Origin of the sequence: Spiroplasma tabanidicola, assembly GCF_009730595.1 — a bacterium.
Classification (GTDB): domain Bacteria; phylum Bacillota_I; class Bacilli_A; order Mycoplasmatales; family Mycoplasmataceae; genus Spiroplasma_A; species Spiroplasma_A tabanidicola.
This window is the reverse complement of the sequence record NZ_CP046276.1, coordinates 478,384-494,669: the sequence shown is the minus strand read 5'-3', so window position 1 is coordinate 494,669 and position 16,286 is coordinate 478,384. Positions and strand designations below refer to the sequence as shown.

The 16,286-nt window shown below is 26.2% G+C and carries 11 protein-coding genes; 1 reads left to right on the top strand and 10 read right to left on the bottom strand.

What is annotated here, in order from left to right:
• Nucleotides 1–92 precede the first annotated feature (92 nt).
• Nucleotides 93–2,768 carry an MOLPALP family lipoprotein gene (locus tag STABA_RS02330; RefSeq protein WP_156006135.1) on the top strand — a complete coding sequence of 892 codons (2,676 nt, stop codon included), beginning with the start codon at nt 93–95 and terminating at the stop codon, nt 2,766–2,768.
• A 35-nt stretch (nt 2,769–2,803) separates the two neighbouring features.
• On the opposite strand, the gene STABA_RS02325 is transcribed toward STABA_RS02330, so the two are convergent.
• The 10 genes from STABA_RS02325 to STABA_RS02280 form a co-directional block, all read right to left on the bottom strand.
• The gene (locus STABA_RS02325) at nt 2,804–3,580 is read right to left on the bottom strand and encodes a hypothetical protein (protein WP_156006133.1); all 777 of its coding nucleotides are present in this window, start codon (nt 3,578–3,580) and stop codon (nt 2,804–2,806) included.
• A 26-nt stretch (nt 3,581–3,606) separates the two neighbouring features.
• A complete protein-coding gene (locus tag STABA_RS02320) occupies nt 3,607–4,842 on the bottom strand; it encodes a replication-associated recombination protein A (RefSeq protein ID WP_156006131.1) in 1,236 nt (411 codons plus the stop codon).
• Nucleotides 4,843–4,909: 67 nt separating this feature from the next.
• Nucleotides 4,910–7,297 (bottom strand): endopeptidase La, encoded by a 2,388-nt coding sequence (lon, locus tag STABA_RS02315; RefSeq protein ID WP_156006129.1) that lies wholly within the window; start codon nt 7,295–7,297, stop codon nt 4,910–4,912.
• Between the two features lie 109 nt (nt 7,298–7,406).
• Nucleotides 7,407–8,696: a trigger factor gene (gene tig, locus STABA_RS02310; protein WP_156006127.1), complete on the bottom strand. Its 1,290-nt coding sequence runs from the start codon at nt 8,694–8,696 to the stop codon at nt 7,407–7,409.
• Nucleotides 8,697–8,771: 75 nt separating this feature from the next.
• Nucleotides 8,772–9,383, bottom strand: a complete 612-nt coding sequence (locus STABA_RS02305; RefSeq protein WP_156006125.1) for a hypothetical protein — start codon at nt 9,381–9,383, stop codon at nt 8,772–8,774.
• A gap of 32 nt (nt 9,384–9,415) precedes the next feature.
• Nucleotides 9,416–10,780, bottom strand: coding sequence for a hypothetical protein (locus STABA_RS02300; protein WP_156006123.1), 1,365 nt, complete (start codon nt 10,778–10,780; stop codon nt 9,416–9,418).
• Between the two features lie 114 nt (nt 10,781–10,894).
• The gene (locus tag STABA_RS02295; protein WP_156006121.1) at nt 10,895–11,785 is read right to left on the bottom strand and encodes a hypothetical protein; all 891 of its coding nucleotides are present in this window, start codon (nt 11,783–11,785) and stop codon (nt 10,895–10,897) included.
• A gap of 32 nt (nt 11,786–11,817) precedes the next feature.
• Entirely contained in the window at nt 11,818–13,128 is a 1,311-nt protein-coding gene (locus STABA_RS02290) for a hypothetical protein (RefSeq protein WP_156006119.1), read from the bottom strand.
• Between the two features lie 14 nt (nt 13,129–13,142).
• Nucleotides 13,143–14,222 (bottom strand): hypothetical protein, encoded by a 1,080-nt coding sequence (locus STABA_RS02285; RefSeq protein ID WP_156006117.1) that lies wholly within the window; start codon nt 14,220–14,222, stop codon nt 13,143–13,145.
• A 72-nt stretch (nt 14,223–14,294) separates the two neighbouring features.
• Complete coding sequence (locus STABA_RS02280) at nt 14,295–16,175, bottom strand: hypothetical protein (RefSeq protein WP_156006115.1); 1,881 nt, start codon at nt 16,173–16,175, stop codon at nt 14,295–14,297.
• Nucleotides 16,176–16,286: the final 111 nt, after the last annotated feature.

The window sequence follows — 16,286 nt, the reverse complement described above, 5'->3', positions numbered from 1 at the left end:
GATTTTTTATAAAAATTACAATAGCAAAATTTTTTATTATGATAAAATTTTTTTTAAATTAACTTATATATAATAATATTATAGGTGATTAAATGAAAAAATTACTCGCAATTGTAAGTGCACTGTCTATGTCTACGACAGTTTTTTCTGTGACATCATGTTCTCTTGTTAACTATAAAAAACAATATATAAAAAATAAAGTTGACTCAATTGTTGATGTAGCAAGTGTTGCTTCTAGAGGAGCAATTTTAAACGATGCTGAAGGTATAAGTGTTGATTATTTAAATAACTATATTGGTAGCAAAAAAATGAATGATATGCTACCGACTTTTAAAGCAACTCCACAAGCAAAAGTAAGTGATTTTGTTAATGCCACATTTGAAGACCCATTAGATAAAAAATTTTACACTGGGCTTGGTGATTCTAATGGTTATACTCTAGATGATGGAATATCTCCTGATTCATTTGCAGATAGCATTATTGATACTGGATCAACTGCTTTATCTGCTATTAAATCTGCAGGAGGAATCAAACCATCTTTAGGAGGAATATTAGAAAGTCTTTTACCAGAAGTTGGTGGTTTTTTAAGTGATGATGGTGTTGATTTTAAAATGTCAGATAACGCATTAAATACATTTGAAAAGTTAGCACCATATGCACAACAATTACTAAATGACTTTGGAAAAACTGGAATTGTATCAATTTTATGTCGATTATTTTTTAATATTAACTTTATAAATTCAGGTACATTAGATCAAGATGCATTAAAAGAATTAGTGACTATTTTAACTGGTGGACCAGATAAAAGTACAGTTGTTCCCTTTATTTTAGAAGATTATATTAATGAAATAATGTTCAACGATTTTAAAGGAAAATATCAACCAACAAAAGAAGAGTTAGAAAATCAAGATCCTGAAGTTCCAATCGATGTAAATCTTCAATTAACTCCAAAAGTAGTTCAACAATCAGCATTAGTTAGATTAAATAAACTTTTAATTAGACTAAGCGGGAGAAATATTGATGCAAACACACCTGAAACCGATCCAATAAGATTACAATTGGAAATGGATGATTATCACCCAATTGATAAACCTGAGTTTTTCAAAGAAAATTTAGGAGAAAACATTTTATATTTAGTAAAAAATAAAGATAAATTAAACTATGTTGCTATTATTGAAAATATTTCAGATTTATTTTTCATACTATGTAGTTTAATAATAAATATTGGTATTTTTGATTTTGAACAAATGGATAATACTTTATCAACTAGCCTTGGATCAGATAGTTTATTTTATTTCCAAGGAATAAATTCAAACATGGCTGAAGTTTTAGATAATAAAACATTTGCTTCAATAATGAATAATCAAAAAGATGAAAAGAAAAGAATGTTAGTAATTGACTATAATAACAGCATTAATTCATCAGGTATGCCTAATAAAACTAAATTTAGCGCTTATAAATTACTAAAAAATATTACTAGAGCTGTTAATGTTAAAGATAGTAAAAGTATGTATAGCATGCAAAGAATATTTTTCTTACTATGTTATTCAAATGCATCAAGAAATCCAGATGAAGATCCAAATAAACCTTTTGGAGTTGATTATAAACTTTCAGAAAATGCTAACTTAATTGATATTGTCAAATTAGGAGCTTTAACTGGAGGAATGTTTAACCGAGAAGTTGTCGGAGTTGATTCATTACTAAACGGAATTATTCAAGGAATTGGATATAAAATCTTAGATATGATAGATGGAGTAAGTATTCCTGGAATAATTAAGGGTCTTGGAGGGAGTGCTATATCAAGACTTGCTGGAGTATTATTAGATACAATTTCAAATAATAGAAGTATCCAAGGAGTTTCATCAATTCTATATACAATTAACACTTTCTTTGATACAGGTATAAAAATTAGTGATGAAACTACTGCAAAAATGGCAAAAGGATTTAATGCTTTATGAGATAAAGATTCTCAATTAATTACAGAATTGCTTAACAAAAAACTATGAGATAAACCAATAAATATTCAAAATTTATTAGGAGTTGATCTAGGAGATTCTGGAACAATTGAAAGTTTATTGAAAAAATTTACAGAATATTACAATGATGAAAATAGAAAAAATTATGATAAATCAAAACCAGATAATAGAGTTGGTCTTGTAAATGATGGAATAACTACACTTGCAAGAAGTTTAAAAGTAGAAAACAAAATTCAAGTAGTTTATAAAAGTGATAAATCTATTGTTAAAAATATGAAAGGTACAAGCGGAGATGAAGATGGGAAATATAACCCAATAACAATTGCACTTAACTTGATTAAATTCCCAGGATATGCTGTAAAAGGACCTGCACTAAAACCAGGTTCAGAAGAACAAATTTATGCAGGTGCTAAAGGTGCTTTATATGCTTTAGGATATGTTGATGGACAAAAAACTTTTAATCAAGGTTCTCCATTAGCTGCTATTGAAAATATCTTTGATGATGAAAGTGTTATTAAAATAAGAGATAATGCGTTAAGTGATTTCAAAAGTTTAAGTGATATTAAAAAAGAATATATTAAAACAAATATTGATAAATATATTGTTAATGATAACTTTAGTTATAAAATGGTTTCATATAGCAACATCACTGATGAAGATAAATATGGAAACATTGAAATGGAAATAACATATCGATCACCAATTGATGGTGTTGAGAAAAAATATCAAGTTAAATTAATCGAATATGCAACAAAAAGAAGCTGAACAATAGAAAGTACTAAAAAATTATAAAATCCTTTGTAAATACAAAGGATTTTTTTATTAAATTACAATAAAAACATTAATGTTAAAACTACTCCAATTAAACCCATTGGTAATAAAAATCATAACAATCATAATTTAGATTTTCATTTTGAAGCATAACCTGTTAATTTTTGTTTATCAGGCTTTACTTTTTTTGGTGGAACAATTTTTATTTCAACTTCTTTTTGACTATTTTCAGGAGGAGCTTTTCTTCATAAGTCGTGTTCTTTCATTGGAGTTTTATCTTCATGTTTCATTTCAAACTTATGAGGTTTATTTTCTTGTACTTTGTTTAAATTTTCATCAATCAACTGCTCTTTTTCATTTTCTGCTAATAATGGATCATCTGATTCTGGTAAAATTTCAATCTCAGCATTAGAACTTCCTCTTAAAGTTTCTACGAAATGTTGAACAACATTTCGATTAGGACACCCAAAAGTAATACCATTTCCAAAACTGTCATTTAATAAACTAACATAACTTAATCCACTATTCTTTGCAAGTTGCATTTGAATTTTTTGTAAACTGTATGAATCAAAAGGTAAATATCTTAATTGTGTATTTGTACCATTATCAGCTGTTTCAACAGTAAAGGTTCTTTTTGAAGTTATAAAAACAATACCAATACTTGGTTCTTCATATCTTTTAAAACTTGCTCATAAAGCAGATTTTACAGATTCATCATCATCAAAATACTGTTCCATATTAGCTCATACTTTTTCTAAAATATCTTTATAGTTAGGTAATCAATTATACCCAGCTTTTGCTAAATCTTCTTTTATTTGTAATGTTGTAAGCATAATTGATTCTCCTTTTAATTATTGTATTATTTTTTCTTAGTAAATTTATCATAAATTTCTTTAAGTTTTTTTTCATATGCAGAGTGTGGTTTAAACTCAAAATACTTAATATTTTTAATTTTATCTGGTAAATATTGTTGATCAACTCAAGCATTTTCATAGTTATGAGGATAAACATATCCATTAACTCCTAATTTAACTGCACTTGCATAATGTCCATCTCTTAGATAAACAGGAATTGGTGGGACATTACCGGATTTAACATCTGAAATAGCAGCATCAATTGCTAAATAAGCTGAGTTAGATTTTTCACTTAAAGCCATTTCAATTACTGCCATGCCAAGCATTTTAATACCTTCAGGCATTCCTATTTCTCTAAATGATTGACAAGCTAAATAAACTCTTTGAGCAATCGCTGGATTCGCAAGACCAATATCTTCATAAGCAATTACTTGCATTCTTCTCAATATAATTTCATAATCACCAATTTCCATAAGTCTAGCTCAGTAATGCAAAGCAGCATTTACATCACTTCCTCTAATAGATTTTTGAAAAGCACTTTTTAAATCATGATATTCATCACCTTCTGCTGTTCCTTTGACATTTGCTTTATCAAATATATTTTTTAATAAATTCTCATCAATTTTTTGATCATTATAAAGATTTTCTAAAATTTCCAAAACATTCAAAGCAGTTCTTAAATCACCATTTGAATATTGACTTATCAAGCTAATATTTTTATTATCAATATCAAGTTTTAAATCATTATCTATTATTATTTTTTTTATTCCCTCAATCATCTCTTCTTTTGAAATTTCATTTAGTTGTAAAACAGTACATCTACTTCTAATTGCAGGATTAATTACAAAATAAGGATTTTCTGTAGTTGTAATAAAAACTACAATCTCTCTAGTTTCTAAAAACTCTAATAAGTAATCTTGAATATTTCTATTCATTCTATGGATTTCATCAATTATTAAAATTAACTTATTTTTAGATGTTTTTAGTTCTATTAATTTTATTAAAGTTTCTTTTTTATCTTTTGAAGCATTAAACTGTATATATTCACAATTTAAATCATTTGCTAACGAAATAGCAGTTGAAGTTTTTCCTATTCCTGGAGGACCATAAAAAATTAAATTAGCAACAAAATTCTTTTCAACCATTTTTGTTATAATACCATTTTTATTTAATAAATGAGTTTGACCAATAACTTTTTTTAATGTTGTTGGTCTTAATAAAAAACTAAGTGCTTTATCCATTTTCTTCTCCTACTCACTTTAATATTTTAAATAAAAAATCAACACTTTGTAGTGTTGATTTTAAATATTAATGACTTTCTGCTGATTTTGCACTTGAATCTGATGAAGTAGCAATTGGTAATTCAGTTGTAAATGCAGCAGGTTTTGATCCAAATACTTCTTCATAAACTTCTTCATATCTTTGTACAGGTACAATTTTTAATGCATTTCTAACTTCTTCAGGAATTTCTTCAATATCTTTTTGGTTTTTAAATGGAATAATAATTTTACTTAATCCACTTCTATTTGCTGAGATTGATTTTTCTCTTAATCCACCAATTGGAAAAACTAATCCTCTTAAAGTTATTTCACCAGTCATACCAATATCTTTTGGTACTGGTTTATTTGTTAAAGCAGAAACTATCGCTGTTGTAATTGTTACCCCAGCACTAGGACCATCTTTTGGTACAGCTCCTTCTGGTACGTGAATATGAATGTCATTTTCATTAAACACTTCTTTTGGAATATTAAATGATTTGAAATTTGATTTTACAAAGTCATATGCAATTGTTGCAGATTCTTTCATAACATCTCCAAGTTTACCAGTTAAAATTAATCCACCTTTACCTGGGAAGTGATTTACTTCAATAGGTAAGATATCTCCACCAAATTGAGTATATGCTAATCCAGTTACCACTCCAACTTGAGCATCTTTTTCTTTTTCAGTATGTTCAAATATACGTTTTTTTAACAATTCATTTACAATTTCTGGAGTGACGACTAAAGTTTCAATTTCTTTATTTAACATTTTTACAACAAATTTTCTTGTAATTGAAGCAATTCAACGTTCTAATTGACGAACTCCCGCTTCTCTTGTATAGTGTTTAATAATTTCATTTAAACCTTCTACTGTAAATTTTACTTGTTCTGGAGTTACAGCATGATCTTCTAAAACTTTTGGCACTAAATATTCTTTTGCAATTTTTAGTTTTTCTATTTCTGTATAACTTGATAATTCAATAATTTCCATTCTGTCATATAATGCTTCAGGAATTCCATCAGGATAGTTTGCTGTTGCAATAAATACAACATCACTTAAATCGTATTCTTCTTCTAAGTAGTGATCTGAAAATTTTGAGTTTTGTTCTGGATCTAATACTTCAAGCATTGCTGAAGCTGGATCTCCTCTGTAATCACTTGCCATTTTATCAATTTCATCCAATAAGAACACTGGGTTTTTTACTCCAGCTTTTTTCATCCCTTGAATAATTCTTCCTGGCATAGCACCAATATATGTTTTTCTGTGACCTCTAATTTCAGATTCATCTTTAATTCCACCAAGAGCTACTTTAACAAAATTTCTACCCATAGCATCTGCTATTGATTTTGCTAAACTAGTTTTTCCTACTCCTGGAGGACCTACTAAAGTAATAATTTGACCTTTCACTTTATTTGTATTTTGTTTTACAGCTAAGTACTCGATAATTCTTTCTTTAACTTTTTCTAAACCATAATGATGTTTATCTAAAATTTCTTTTGCAAATTTTAAATCAGTTTTTTCTTCTGCTTTTTGTCATCATGGAGTTTGCATCATTCAATCTATATAAGTTCTGATGATGTTTGCTTCACTTGAAGATGAAGGTAATCCTTCATATCTTTCAATTTCTTGCATAATACGTTTTTTGATGTGTTCTGGGAAAGGTTCGGTTTCAAGACGCTTTTTATATTTTTTAATATCGTCTCCTTCCCCATCCATATCACCTAATTCTTCTTTAATAGCTTTTAATTTTTCTCTTAAATAGAATTCTCTTTGTTGTTCATCAACTCTAGATTTAATTTTTTTACTAATTGATGTTTCAATGTCTGCTGATTGACGCTTCTCATCTAAAAAGTCATTGATGATCCCAATTCTTTTAACAGGATCAATTTCTTCTAAAATTGCTTGTTTCTTTTCAATTGGCATAAATGGCATTAAGTGTGCTGCACTATCAACTAAGAAACTTGCATCCATATTTGCTGTTGAATCTTTTAAAATTTCTTCAACTTCTGCTGGAAATTCATCTTGACTAGCAATCATTTGTTTAATGTGTTTTGTAATTTTTTCAACATCATCTTTATTATTTTTACTATTAGGTATTTTTTCTTCATACTCTGCCGAATAATACCCATCTAATTCAATTGCACTAATTGCTGCTCTTGAAATAGTTTTTATGTTTACAGTTAAAGTACCATCTTTTCACTCTTTTTTAATATTTACTTTTGCAAGCACACCAAAGTTAAATAATTCATTTGTATCTGGATCATCTTCTAATGGTTTTTTTTGAGATACGATTAGTATCAAACCATCGTTGTGCTCAACAGCTTCTTTTACTGCTAAAGTAGTCTTATCCCTACCAATCTCTAGCACTTGTTCAAAGCTTGGATATACATAGCTACCTCTTGTTACCAAAAGCGGTAGTCTTTTTGAATTTTTCATACTATTCCCCCTAAATTTATATTGGTACAAAATAATAATAACATACTTTTTAGCACTGTCAAGTGTAAAGTGCTAAAAATTTTAAAAAAAATATGATATTAATCATATTTTAGCCATTATTTTCATATAAAAAGTCTACAATTTGCTCTCTGATTATTTCTTCTTTAATTTGAGCTTCTGGCAGAATTGTTTTTCTAATGTAATCTGCATCTACTCCAAATTGTGCTGCTAATTTACTATATTTTTCCTCGATTTGTTCTTTAGTAGGTTCAAACTTTTCTGTATTTCTTACTTTATCTGTTACTAAATAGCTACAAATCTTTCTTTTGGCATCGTCAAACAATTCTTCTCTTATTTTATCGTCAGTTAAACCAGTTTTTTTCTTATATTCTTTCATAGTTAATTTTTGATTTGCAACACGTGCTTCAAATTCTTTGTATAGGTTTTCAATTTCTCTATTAATAGCGGATTTTGGCAACTCTATTTTGGAAGAAGCAATAATCATATCAATTACTTTGTTTACAAATGTGTTTTTTAAACTTAATGTCTTTTGATCTATTATTTGTTGTTTTACACTGTTTTCTAATTCTTTATAAGTTTTTATATTTGGTAAATTTAAATCTTTTGCTAATTCATCATCTTTTTCCGGTAAAATTCTTTCTTTAATTGATTTTACATTTATTACAAATTCTGCATCTTTTCCTGATAATTCTGGTGTGTAATCTTCTGGAAAAGTTACTTTAATTTTTGACTCACCTAATTTCTTACCGATTAATTCATCTTCAAAACCAGGAATCATTTGATTTGACCCAATTACTAATCTAAAATCCAAACCTTTCCCACCTTTAAATGCGACTCCATCAACAAATCCTTCAAAGTCAAATATAGCAACATCTCCTTTTGCTATTTTTGCATCTTTGTCTTTATCTTTTTCTAATGCAAAACGATCACGATATTGATCAATTGCAATATCAATTTCTTCTTTAGTTGCTTTAAAATCTTCTTTCACTAAATCTTTTGATTTTAACCCTTTGTATTCACCAATTTCAATTTCTGGTTTTAAATCGAATACAAATTCTAATTCACAAAATTTTTCAGATACTTTTGTTGGGGTTGGTGTTGGAGAAGAAAATGGTTCAACATCACTTTTTTGTTCTTTTGCAAAATCTCATGCTTTTTCCATAATTGATTGAACAGCTGCATTTAAATATTTAACAGGTGTAATATGTTTTTCAAGTAATTCTTTTGGCGCTTTTCCTTCTCTAAAACCATCAATTTTAATTGATGAAGCTACTTTATTCTTCCCTTTTTTAACAGCAAATTCTCAATCTTTACCATCAATGGTTACAATCCAAACTCCTTGTCCCTTATCAACTAATTTTTTTGCTTCAAATTTCATTATACTTTTGCCTCCTAGTTTATACATATTTCATACAATTTTTATTATAACAAATATATGGTATAAATGCCCAATTTATTGCTCTAACTTTGAATGAAAATTTTTTAATGTTTTATCTAGATCAATAAAATTTTCTTGAATTGTATAAATAAAACTTGCATTATCTTGAGAGAAAACTATTGTTTTAAACAGTTTTGCTAGTTCAAATAAAAAATCATTCATATAATCATAAATATCTGATAAGTTTTTATAGGTTTTTTTTGAAAAATAACTTTTATCAAGATCTAAAATTAAATAACTAATTTCAATATATATTTCTCATTGTTTAATTATATTTCTTATTTTTAAACCTAAATCCAATTCAATATCTTTTACAATATTTTCAATATCATTATCAGAGTTAATAAGACTTATATAATTTTTTGCCTTAATAATTTTTAACTCTTGTTCGCACTCATTTAAATCTTTTAAAGAATTTTTTAAAACTTTTTTAATTACTTTTAAATGTTTTTGTTTTGCTAATACATTTGTAAAATCAGTTATTAAAATATTAAAAAAATTTTTTTTAGCTTCGAAATCTACCATTCTTGAATATAAACAACACCAACAACAATTCAAATTACATTCAACTTCATATATTGAACATGAACAATTATTTAAAATATTATCTTTACAATTACAACACATTTTAATCTCCTATTTTACACAATTAAAATAAGTTAAATATTTTCAACATTAGATAGTGATTCTATATATTCAATAGTTTTTAATAATACCGCATTTGGATAATCTTTTATTTCTTTGTAATTTTTTCTTAAAACATCAATAATAGCATTTTTATCCTCAAAATTAAGTAACGAACTAGATATAGCAATTTTAAAATCACTTAAATTATCACCTGGATGAGATAAAATTGGTTCATTTAGATTAGATTCATGATATTTTATTAAATTTCCGATCTCTTTTAAATATGAATAAATAACTTTTTTATTAGGCACATAAAATATTTCTTTGTTATCAAATGAATGGTATTGATTCAACTGCATATTTATTAATAAGTTTTTAAATAAACCTTTTACTAAATCAATTAAGTCACGATTTAGTTTTTGACCACTTATCTTTATTAGTTTTTTAACATTTTCTTCATTTTGAGTTAGTGCAATATATAGATTATTTAGTGGTATTTTTTGAAAATCTATTTTAAATCCACCATTTGATATAATCATTTCTATTTTAGCAATTGGAGCAGAAGATGCATGAGTTTTAAAAACGCTGTTAATCAACGTTATTAAAAAAACTCTTTTTAATAAAACTTTTGTAAAATCATATTCTCATAATTCAGCATTATCTGGTAGCTTTTTAATTTGCATAATAATGTTTTCTGAATCTAAATATTCTTCTATTGACATCCCATTTTCAATATATTCATATATTTTTAAAATCTGATTATATTTCTCGTAACTATCACTGTTAATTGGAGTTTTAAGCAATTCTTCTTTATCGTACATATTTACAAAATCTTTATATTTATCAATAGTTTCTAAAAATATTTTATATTTTTGATTATAATTAATTTCTTCTTTTTCATTTAAACTTGTTAAAATTAAAGTTAGTCGATGTTTTAACTCATCATCTTGTTTTAAATTTTTGTTGTTTATTCAAGTTAAAAAACTTGCTTCTATTATTCTTGTTGTTCTACTTCAATCGATTTTGGTAAGATTTGAAATAAAGGTATTATCTAAAGCTTTATCATGAAACTTATTCAACTCTTCATTTATATGTTGCTTATTTAGATAATAGTTATAATCTGTTTTTATAAAGAAGTTTCCAAAAAAATAATTTTTAACCTTTAAAATATCATCTTTATTTTGTGAAAACGATCAATTATTCAAATCAAAATGATTCTCTACTTCTCCTTTTAATTTTATTTTTCTTTTATACATATCTCGATAAAACTCTTTTATATCGTTAGCTAAGCTTCGTTTTTTACCGTGATTGTCTAAAAAATGAGGAAACGAAACTGCACTAATATTTCCTATTAATCTATAAATTAAATCTATTGCATCACTAGCTTTATAATTCATAAAAACCTCTTTTCTTTGATTATACCTTTTATTAGATGTAATTTCATCTGATTGCATGAGTGGTACTAAAAAATATAAAAAAATGCTTTTATAAAGCATTTTAACATCAAAATTCTATATGTTAAAATTTTGTTTTTCATCTTTTTCATGTTTGACAAAATTACTATTAGAATTTATTTTACTTTTTTTAGCACTATCAGTTAATAAAACTCTTTTAATAAAACTATCTTCTTCAAATATAAATTTGAATGCATTTTCTTCATTATAATCAAATTTTCATTCTTTTCCTTTTGTAATTAATTCTTTTTTAAACTCTTCTTTAATTTTATTTTCTAGTAATTCTGCAATTATCTTCACTTGTTCAAAAGCAAAATTAATATTTTTTTGATAATCAACATTTTTGTTGATTTCAAGACTTTTTAAATGTTTTGCTTTCAATTCTGAAAATATAGTATTAGGAATTATAATAGTTGTCATATAATGGGCTAATACATTTTTTAAATCATAAACGAATTTAAAATAGTATTTATAAAAGAAATATACAGGAGCACTTGTTATAGAATAAACTTCTTTAAATTGTTTTTCAAATAAAGGTTTATATTTTTTTCATCATATATTTTCTAAACAATTTGAGTATGAATTTAATCTATCAACAGTTTTATTGATTGATTTTAAATCCATTAATTCCACTAAAACATATTTAGTTCTAATGAATTTTGAGCTAAAAAAACCATTAGAAAAGTTTTCATAGTACTCGAAGAAATCTACCTTATAATCAAAATCTTGTTTCAACAATCACTTTTTTTCGAAACTTCCGTCTTTTGAAATTCATCAATTTTCTTTTTTATGTTCTTCATTAACAAAGAAAGGTTCATTGATAATTTCTTCAACTGTTTTAACTTTCCTTTTATTCTTAGAAACTAAAAGATAAAACATTCCTGGAATAGCAATTAAAAAAACTATTAAAACGATTGTTGATAAACATATAATAATATCATGTGACATTTTAGTATTTCTCCTATAAGATTATCTTTTTTTTATTCAACATTATTATCTTTTGTATTTTCTTGTAGTTTTATATTATTATTAAATTTTTTTTGATTTATATCATTGTTATTTAGTTTTGAAATAGCATTATTTGTTTGCATTTTATTAGCTTTTTTTGCTGCTTTTAAACGTTTTTTATAAATTCATCAATTTTTAAATTTAGATTGTTCTTTTAATCAAACTGAGATATTTCCTGATTTATATTTATTTTTTATAGTATTTCAAAATACGTATAATTTATGTTTCGGATCAGTTAATTCATCAATCGGATATGTATGTCCATATAATCTAAAATTAACAAAACTTTCTTCTTTTATAAGTGGTGTTTTATCAGTATTTTTTGGACTTGGTGCAAATGAACTTGTAGATGGTCTTTTTGCTTCTTGCGTTTGCACTCTTGATTTACCATATAATTCTTTTCAAAGTTTTTCTTTCTCAGCTTGTTCTTTTTCATAATCTCTTTGAGTAAGAACTGCTGGTTTTTTATCTACTTTTTCTTTTTCTTTTTCTTCTTTAGGTTTAAAAACTGAATTAGATTGAGCTTTTAAATTATTTTTAGCTTTTTTTTCAGCGTCTACTTTTTTCTTCTCTTCTGCTTCTTTTTTTTCTTTTTCTTTTCTAGCTTTTTCTTCAACTGCTTTTTTTTCTTTTTCTTTTCTAAATTTTAGTTCGGCTGCTTCTTTTTTTTCTTTTTCAAGTTTAGCTTTTAATTCTGCTGCTTCTTTTTTTTCTTTTTCTAATCTTGCTTTTTCAGCCGCCGCTTCTTTTTGTTCTCTTAAAGCAGCTTCTCTAATTCTTTTTTCAATTGAGCTTGCAATAGTTTCTTTTTTAAGTTTTTTATTTGAATCTACAGATGTATTTTGTTTTTCCAAATTTATAGTTTTAACATTAGTTTGTTTTACACTTTTTATTGGTTTTTTTTCTTCAACTTTACTTTGCTGACTTGAAAAATCAAATTTATTTAAAATGCTGTGGTCAGTTTTAAGAGCAGCCTGAATTGTTTTAACTTTTGTTTGTTTTTCAATAAAATCTAGTCTTCTTCTTTCAAACGCTCTTTGATCTCACTCATCTTTTCTTCTAGAATCATTATCTTCAAGTTCTTGTTGCGCTTTATCTAGTAAAAAAACAATAAAATCGATTATTTCTGATCTAATATCAAAATCATATGTTTCATATTCTTGTGCAAAAAGAGCTACAGTTTGTGTAGTTAATCTTTTTTCCATAAGACCTTTAATTCTAGTTTTAGTCTTATCAGATATTAAATTAAAATCTTTTTCACTAGTTTTAAGTTCTTTTGCCATCCCGTTCACCTCAACTACTTTTTTCTATCAAAAACTATTGATGGAATTTTATTTATATCTACACCTTTTGGTGCTACAACTTTTTTATTATTATCTCTAGACAATTTTGCTAATGGACTTTGATCTAAAATTTTTTTAGTAATTTGAGAAACATTAATTGCTTCAATTTGTCTTTTTACTTTTTGTTTATTAATTTTTTCAACATTATTAGTATATTTTTTTACCATATCGTCAATTGTTTTTAAATCAAGTTCTTTTTTTACATCTTTATTATCTTCGTGTTCTTCTAGATTTTTATCATTTAGTTTTTTATTTGATGTATTAGAACTAAATGTCTTTTTTATATCTTCTTCATTTACATTTTTTTCATTATTTTCAGTTTTATAATTTTTTAAAGGTGATTGAAAAATTCTTTTTTGTCTATCATCTTCAATTCAACCTAGTTCTTTTGCAAAATGTTTTGACGATTCACTTAAATAATCAAATTTACTTAACAAACTTGCTCCTCTAACTGGAATTATTGATTTTGGTTCAGACTTTTTAAAACTAAATTTTTTATTATCTTTTAGTTGAAACAAATTATTTAAATCAGCTTTTGAAACATTTCTGTTGGTTAAATGTGAAGAAGTTTGCTTAATTTTTTTCTTGCTAACATTAGTGTTATTTATAAAAGTATCTGCAGCCATTTTATTTAATTTCTCATAATCTGCAGAACCAATTAAAGAGCTGTTTCTACTTTGTTTAGCTTTCTTTCTTCTTTCTTCTTGCATTAATTCATAATCAAGTTTTTTGGTATTTTCAAAATTTTTCTTTCTTTCGCCAAGTAATTCTAATTTTTCAATAACATTTTTTTCTTTATTTTTTACATTTAGTAACTGATCTCTACGCTTTAAATCTTTTTTAGATAACTTGTCTTTTACATCTAATGATTTATTCATTTTTAAAACTGCTTCATGAACTGCAACTTCCGTAGCTTTTTGATGAGACTTACCAATTTGACCTGTTAAAGTATTTATTGCAGAATTAGTTAATCCAATTTCTCTTAAATAAGATTCATTTGGATATTTAACTTTGTTAATTTTTGCTTTTGCCATAGATTTCAGTCCTTTCTATTTTAATAAAAAATGGGGGAGTAATATAAAATACACTCTGCCCCTTTACTTTTATTACTTGATATTCTTGTTAAATTTTCTACTAATTTTTTCAATTCTATCTTTTCTTTTTTGTTCTTCAAGTTCTTGCATTAATTCAGCTTTTTGTTCAAGTTCTATGAATTGATTAGATTTTTTAGCAACTCTTAGTGACTCGTCAAATAATTGATCATCATGAACTTTAGTGAAGTAGGCTTTCATTTTCAATTCTGTACGTTTGATTAATTCTTGCTCATGTCTAATTTGTGCATCTATAGAAGCAATTTCTGATCTATATTTTGCATCTCTCTCTAAACGTCTTTCTCTTTCCAACTTTAGTACAGTTGCAACGCGTTTTTCTTCTGCTCTTTTTAATTGGCGATCTTTCATTAATTGTATTAATTTTTGACGTTCATGCAATCTACGCATTCTTTCTGCTTTTTCAATTGCTTTTAAATTAATATCTTCACGACGTTTTAATCTTCTTAACTCACGAGCTTCAGCTAATCTTCTTGCTCTAGCAACAATATAACTGTTTGCACGTTCGATTTTCATCATATTAATTCTATGACGACGCTCGTTACGTAAATCTCTTAAAAACTCAATTTTTTGAGTCATCTCATCAATGACACGACCTTCTTTTTCTTGTGATTCAAAGAAATCTTGCATTGATGGACGTTTTTTATAATCGTAAGTTATACCATAATTACCTACTGGTCTTATTTCATGAAATGGTTTTACAACTTCTCCTGTTGAAATATCATAATTTGGTTTTCCTTCTGTTTTAAGTCCTGCATCATCAGTACTTTTATAAATTTCAAATCCTTCTCTTGATAAAATATTTCTTTTTTCTGGATTAATTAAATTATCTTTATCAGTATATACAAATGGAGATTGTCCTTCTTGCATCGGTTCTGCCGCTAGTCCATGTCTTCCTAATTGTTCTTGGAAAAATTCTGTTCCTAATTCTAAAACAGCTAATGCATCTGAATCTTGAGGAGGAACATATTCTGATTGTATGTTATTTAAAACATTAAACTGTTGACGGCTCATATCTTCACTACCGACAAATTCTCTATTCTGAATATTTTGACTATACGATAATGTGTTTGTTGATTCACTACTTGGAGCATTTTGATTAGTTTCATTTGAAATTATAACATCTTCATCTTGTTCTTCTTCATATCTTGATGAAGTACCATTTACGAAATCCAATAAATTTGGATCTGGTTTAACTTCTTGAGTCATAATTCTTGTTTCTTCATCAACATCTAATTCTTCAAGATTATCATCATTGTTTTGAACTGCACCAACAGTTCCAAACCCAACAAATTCTCCTGAACTATTGTTATTTTCTAAAATACTTCCTGGTTTATCAACACCACCTTCAACAGCATCTAAAATATTTTCAATCTCATATAGACTTTGACCTGTTTTTGGTTGCGCTTTAAAATTAAAAGGTTCTGTTGTGGTTACATTTTGATATCCTGCTCTTGAAAGAATTTCTTCTTGCGCTCTTCTTCCTGTACTTCCAGCCCCAGAAAGTCTTGACATTAAATCTTGACGTTTTGCATCTGGTGTATTAGGAATAACTTTTACATTAAGTCTGTCTTTTCATCCTGCAATATTGCTTTCTTGTCTCTTGTTATTATTAGCAAAAGTTTGTCAAAAGTGTTTGAATAATCTATTAAACTCAGTTTCTCATAATTCTATAAGATTAGGTCTTCTAGGATCATCATTTGGTAATGATTGAATTCTATCAAATGAAGAAATAAGTTTTTTATAATTTTCTTCAGTCTGTAAATTATATTTATTTATTAAAGCTAAAGCTTTTTGTCCAAAAGGTTGTCAAACATATTCTGAACCTGGTTTAGATGTTTCCTTTTTATTAGCATTCGATTTTTTTTGTACAGCCATATCAATTTCCTCCTAATTTTTACCTATAATTCTTAATTATTATATACTATTTTTTACCCTTTTTAAAGTCAACCTTTAAGTATCTCACATAACATTATAAATTTATACAAT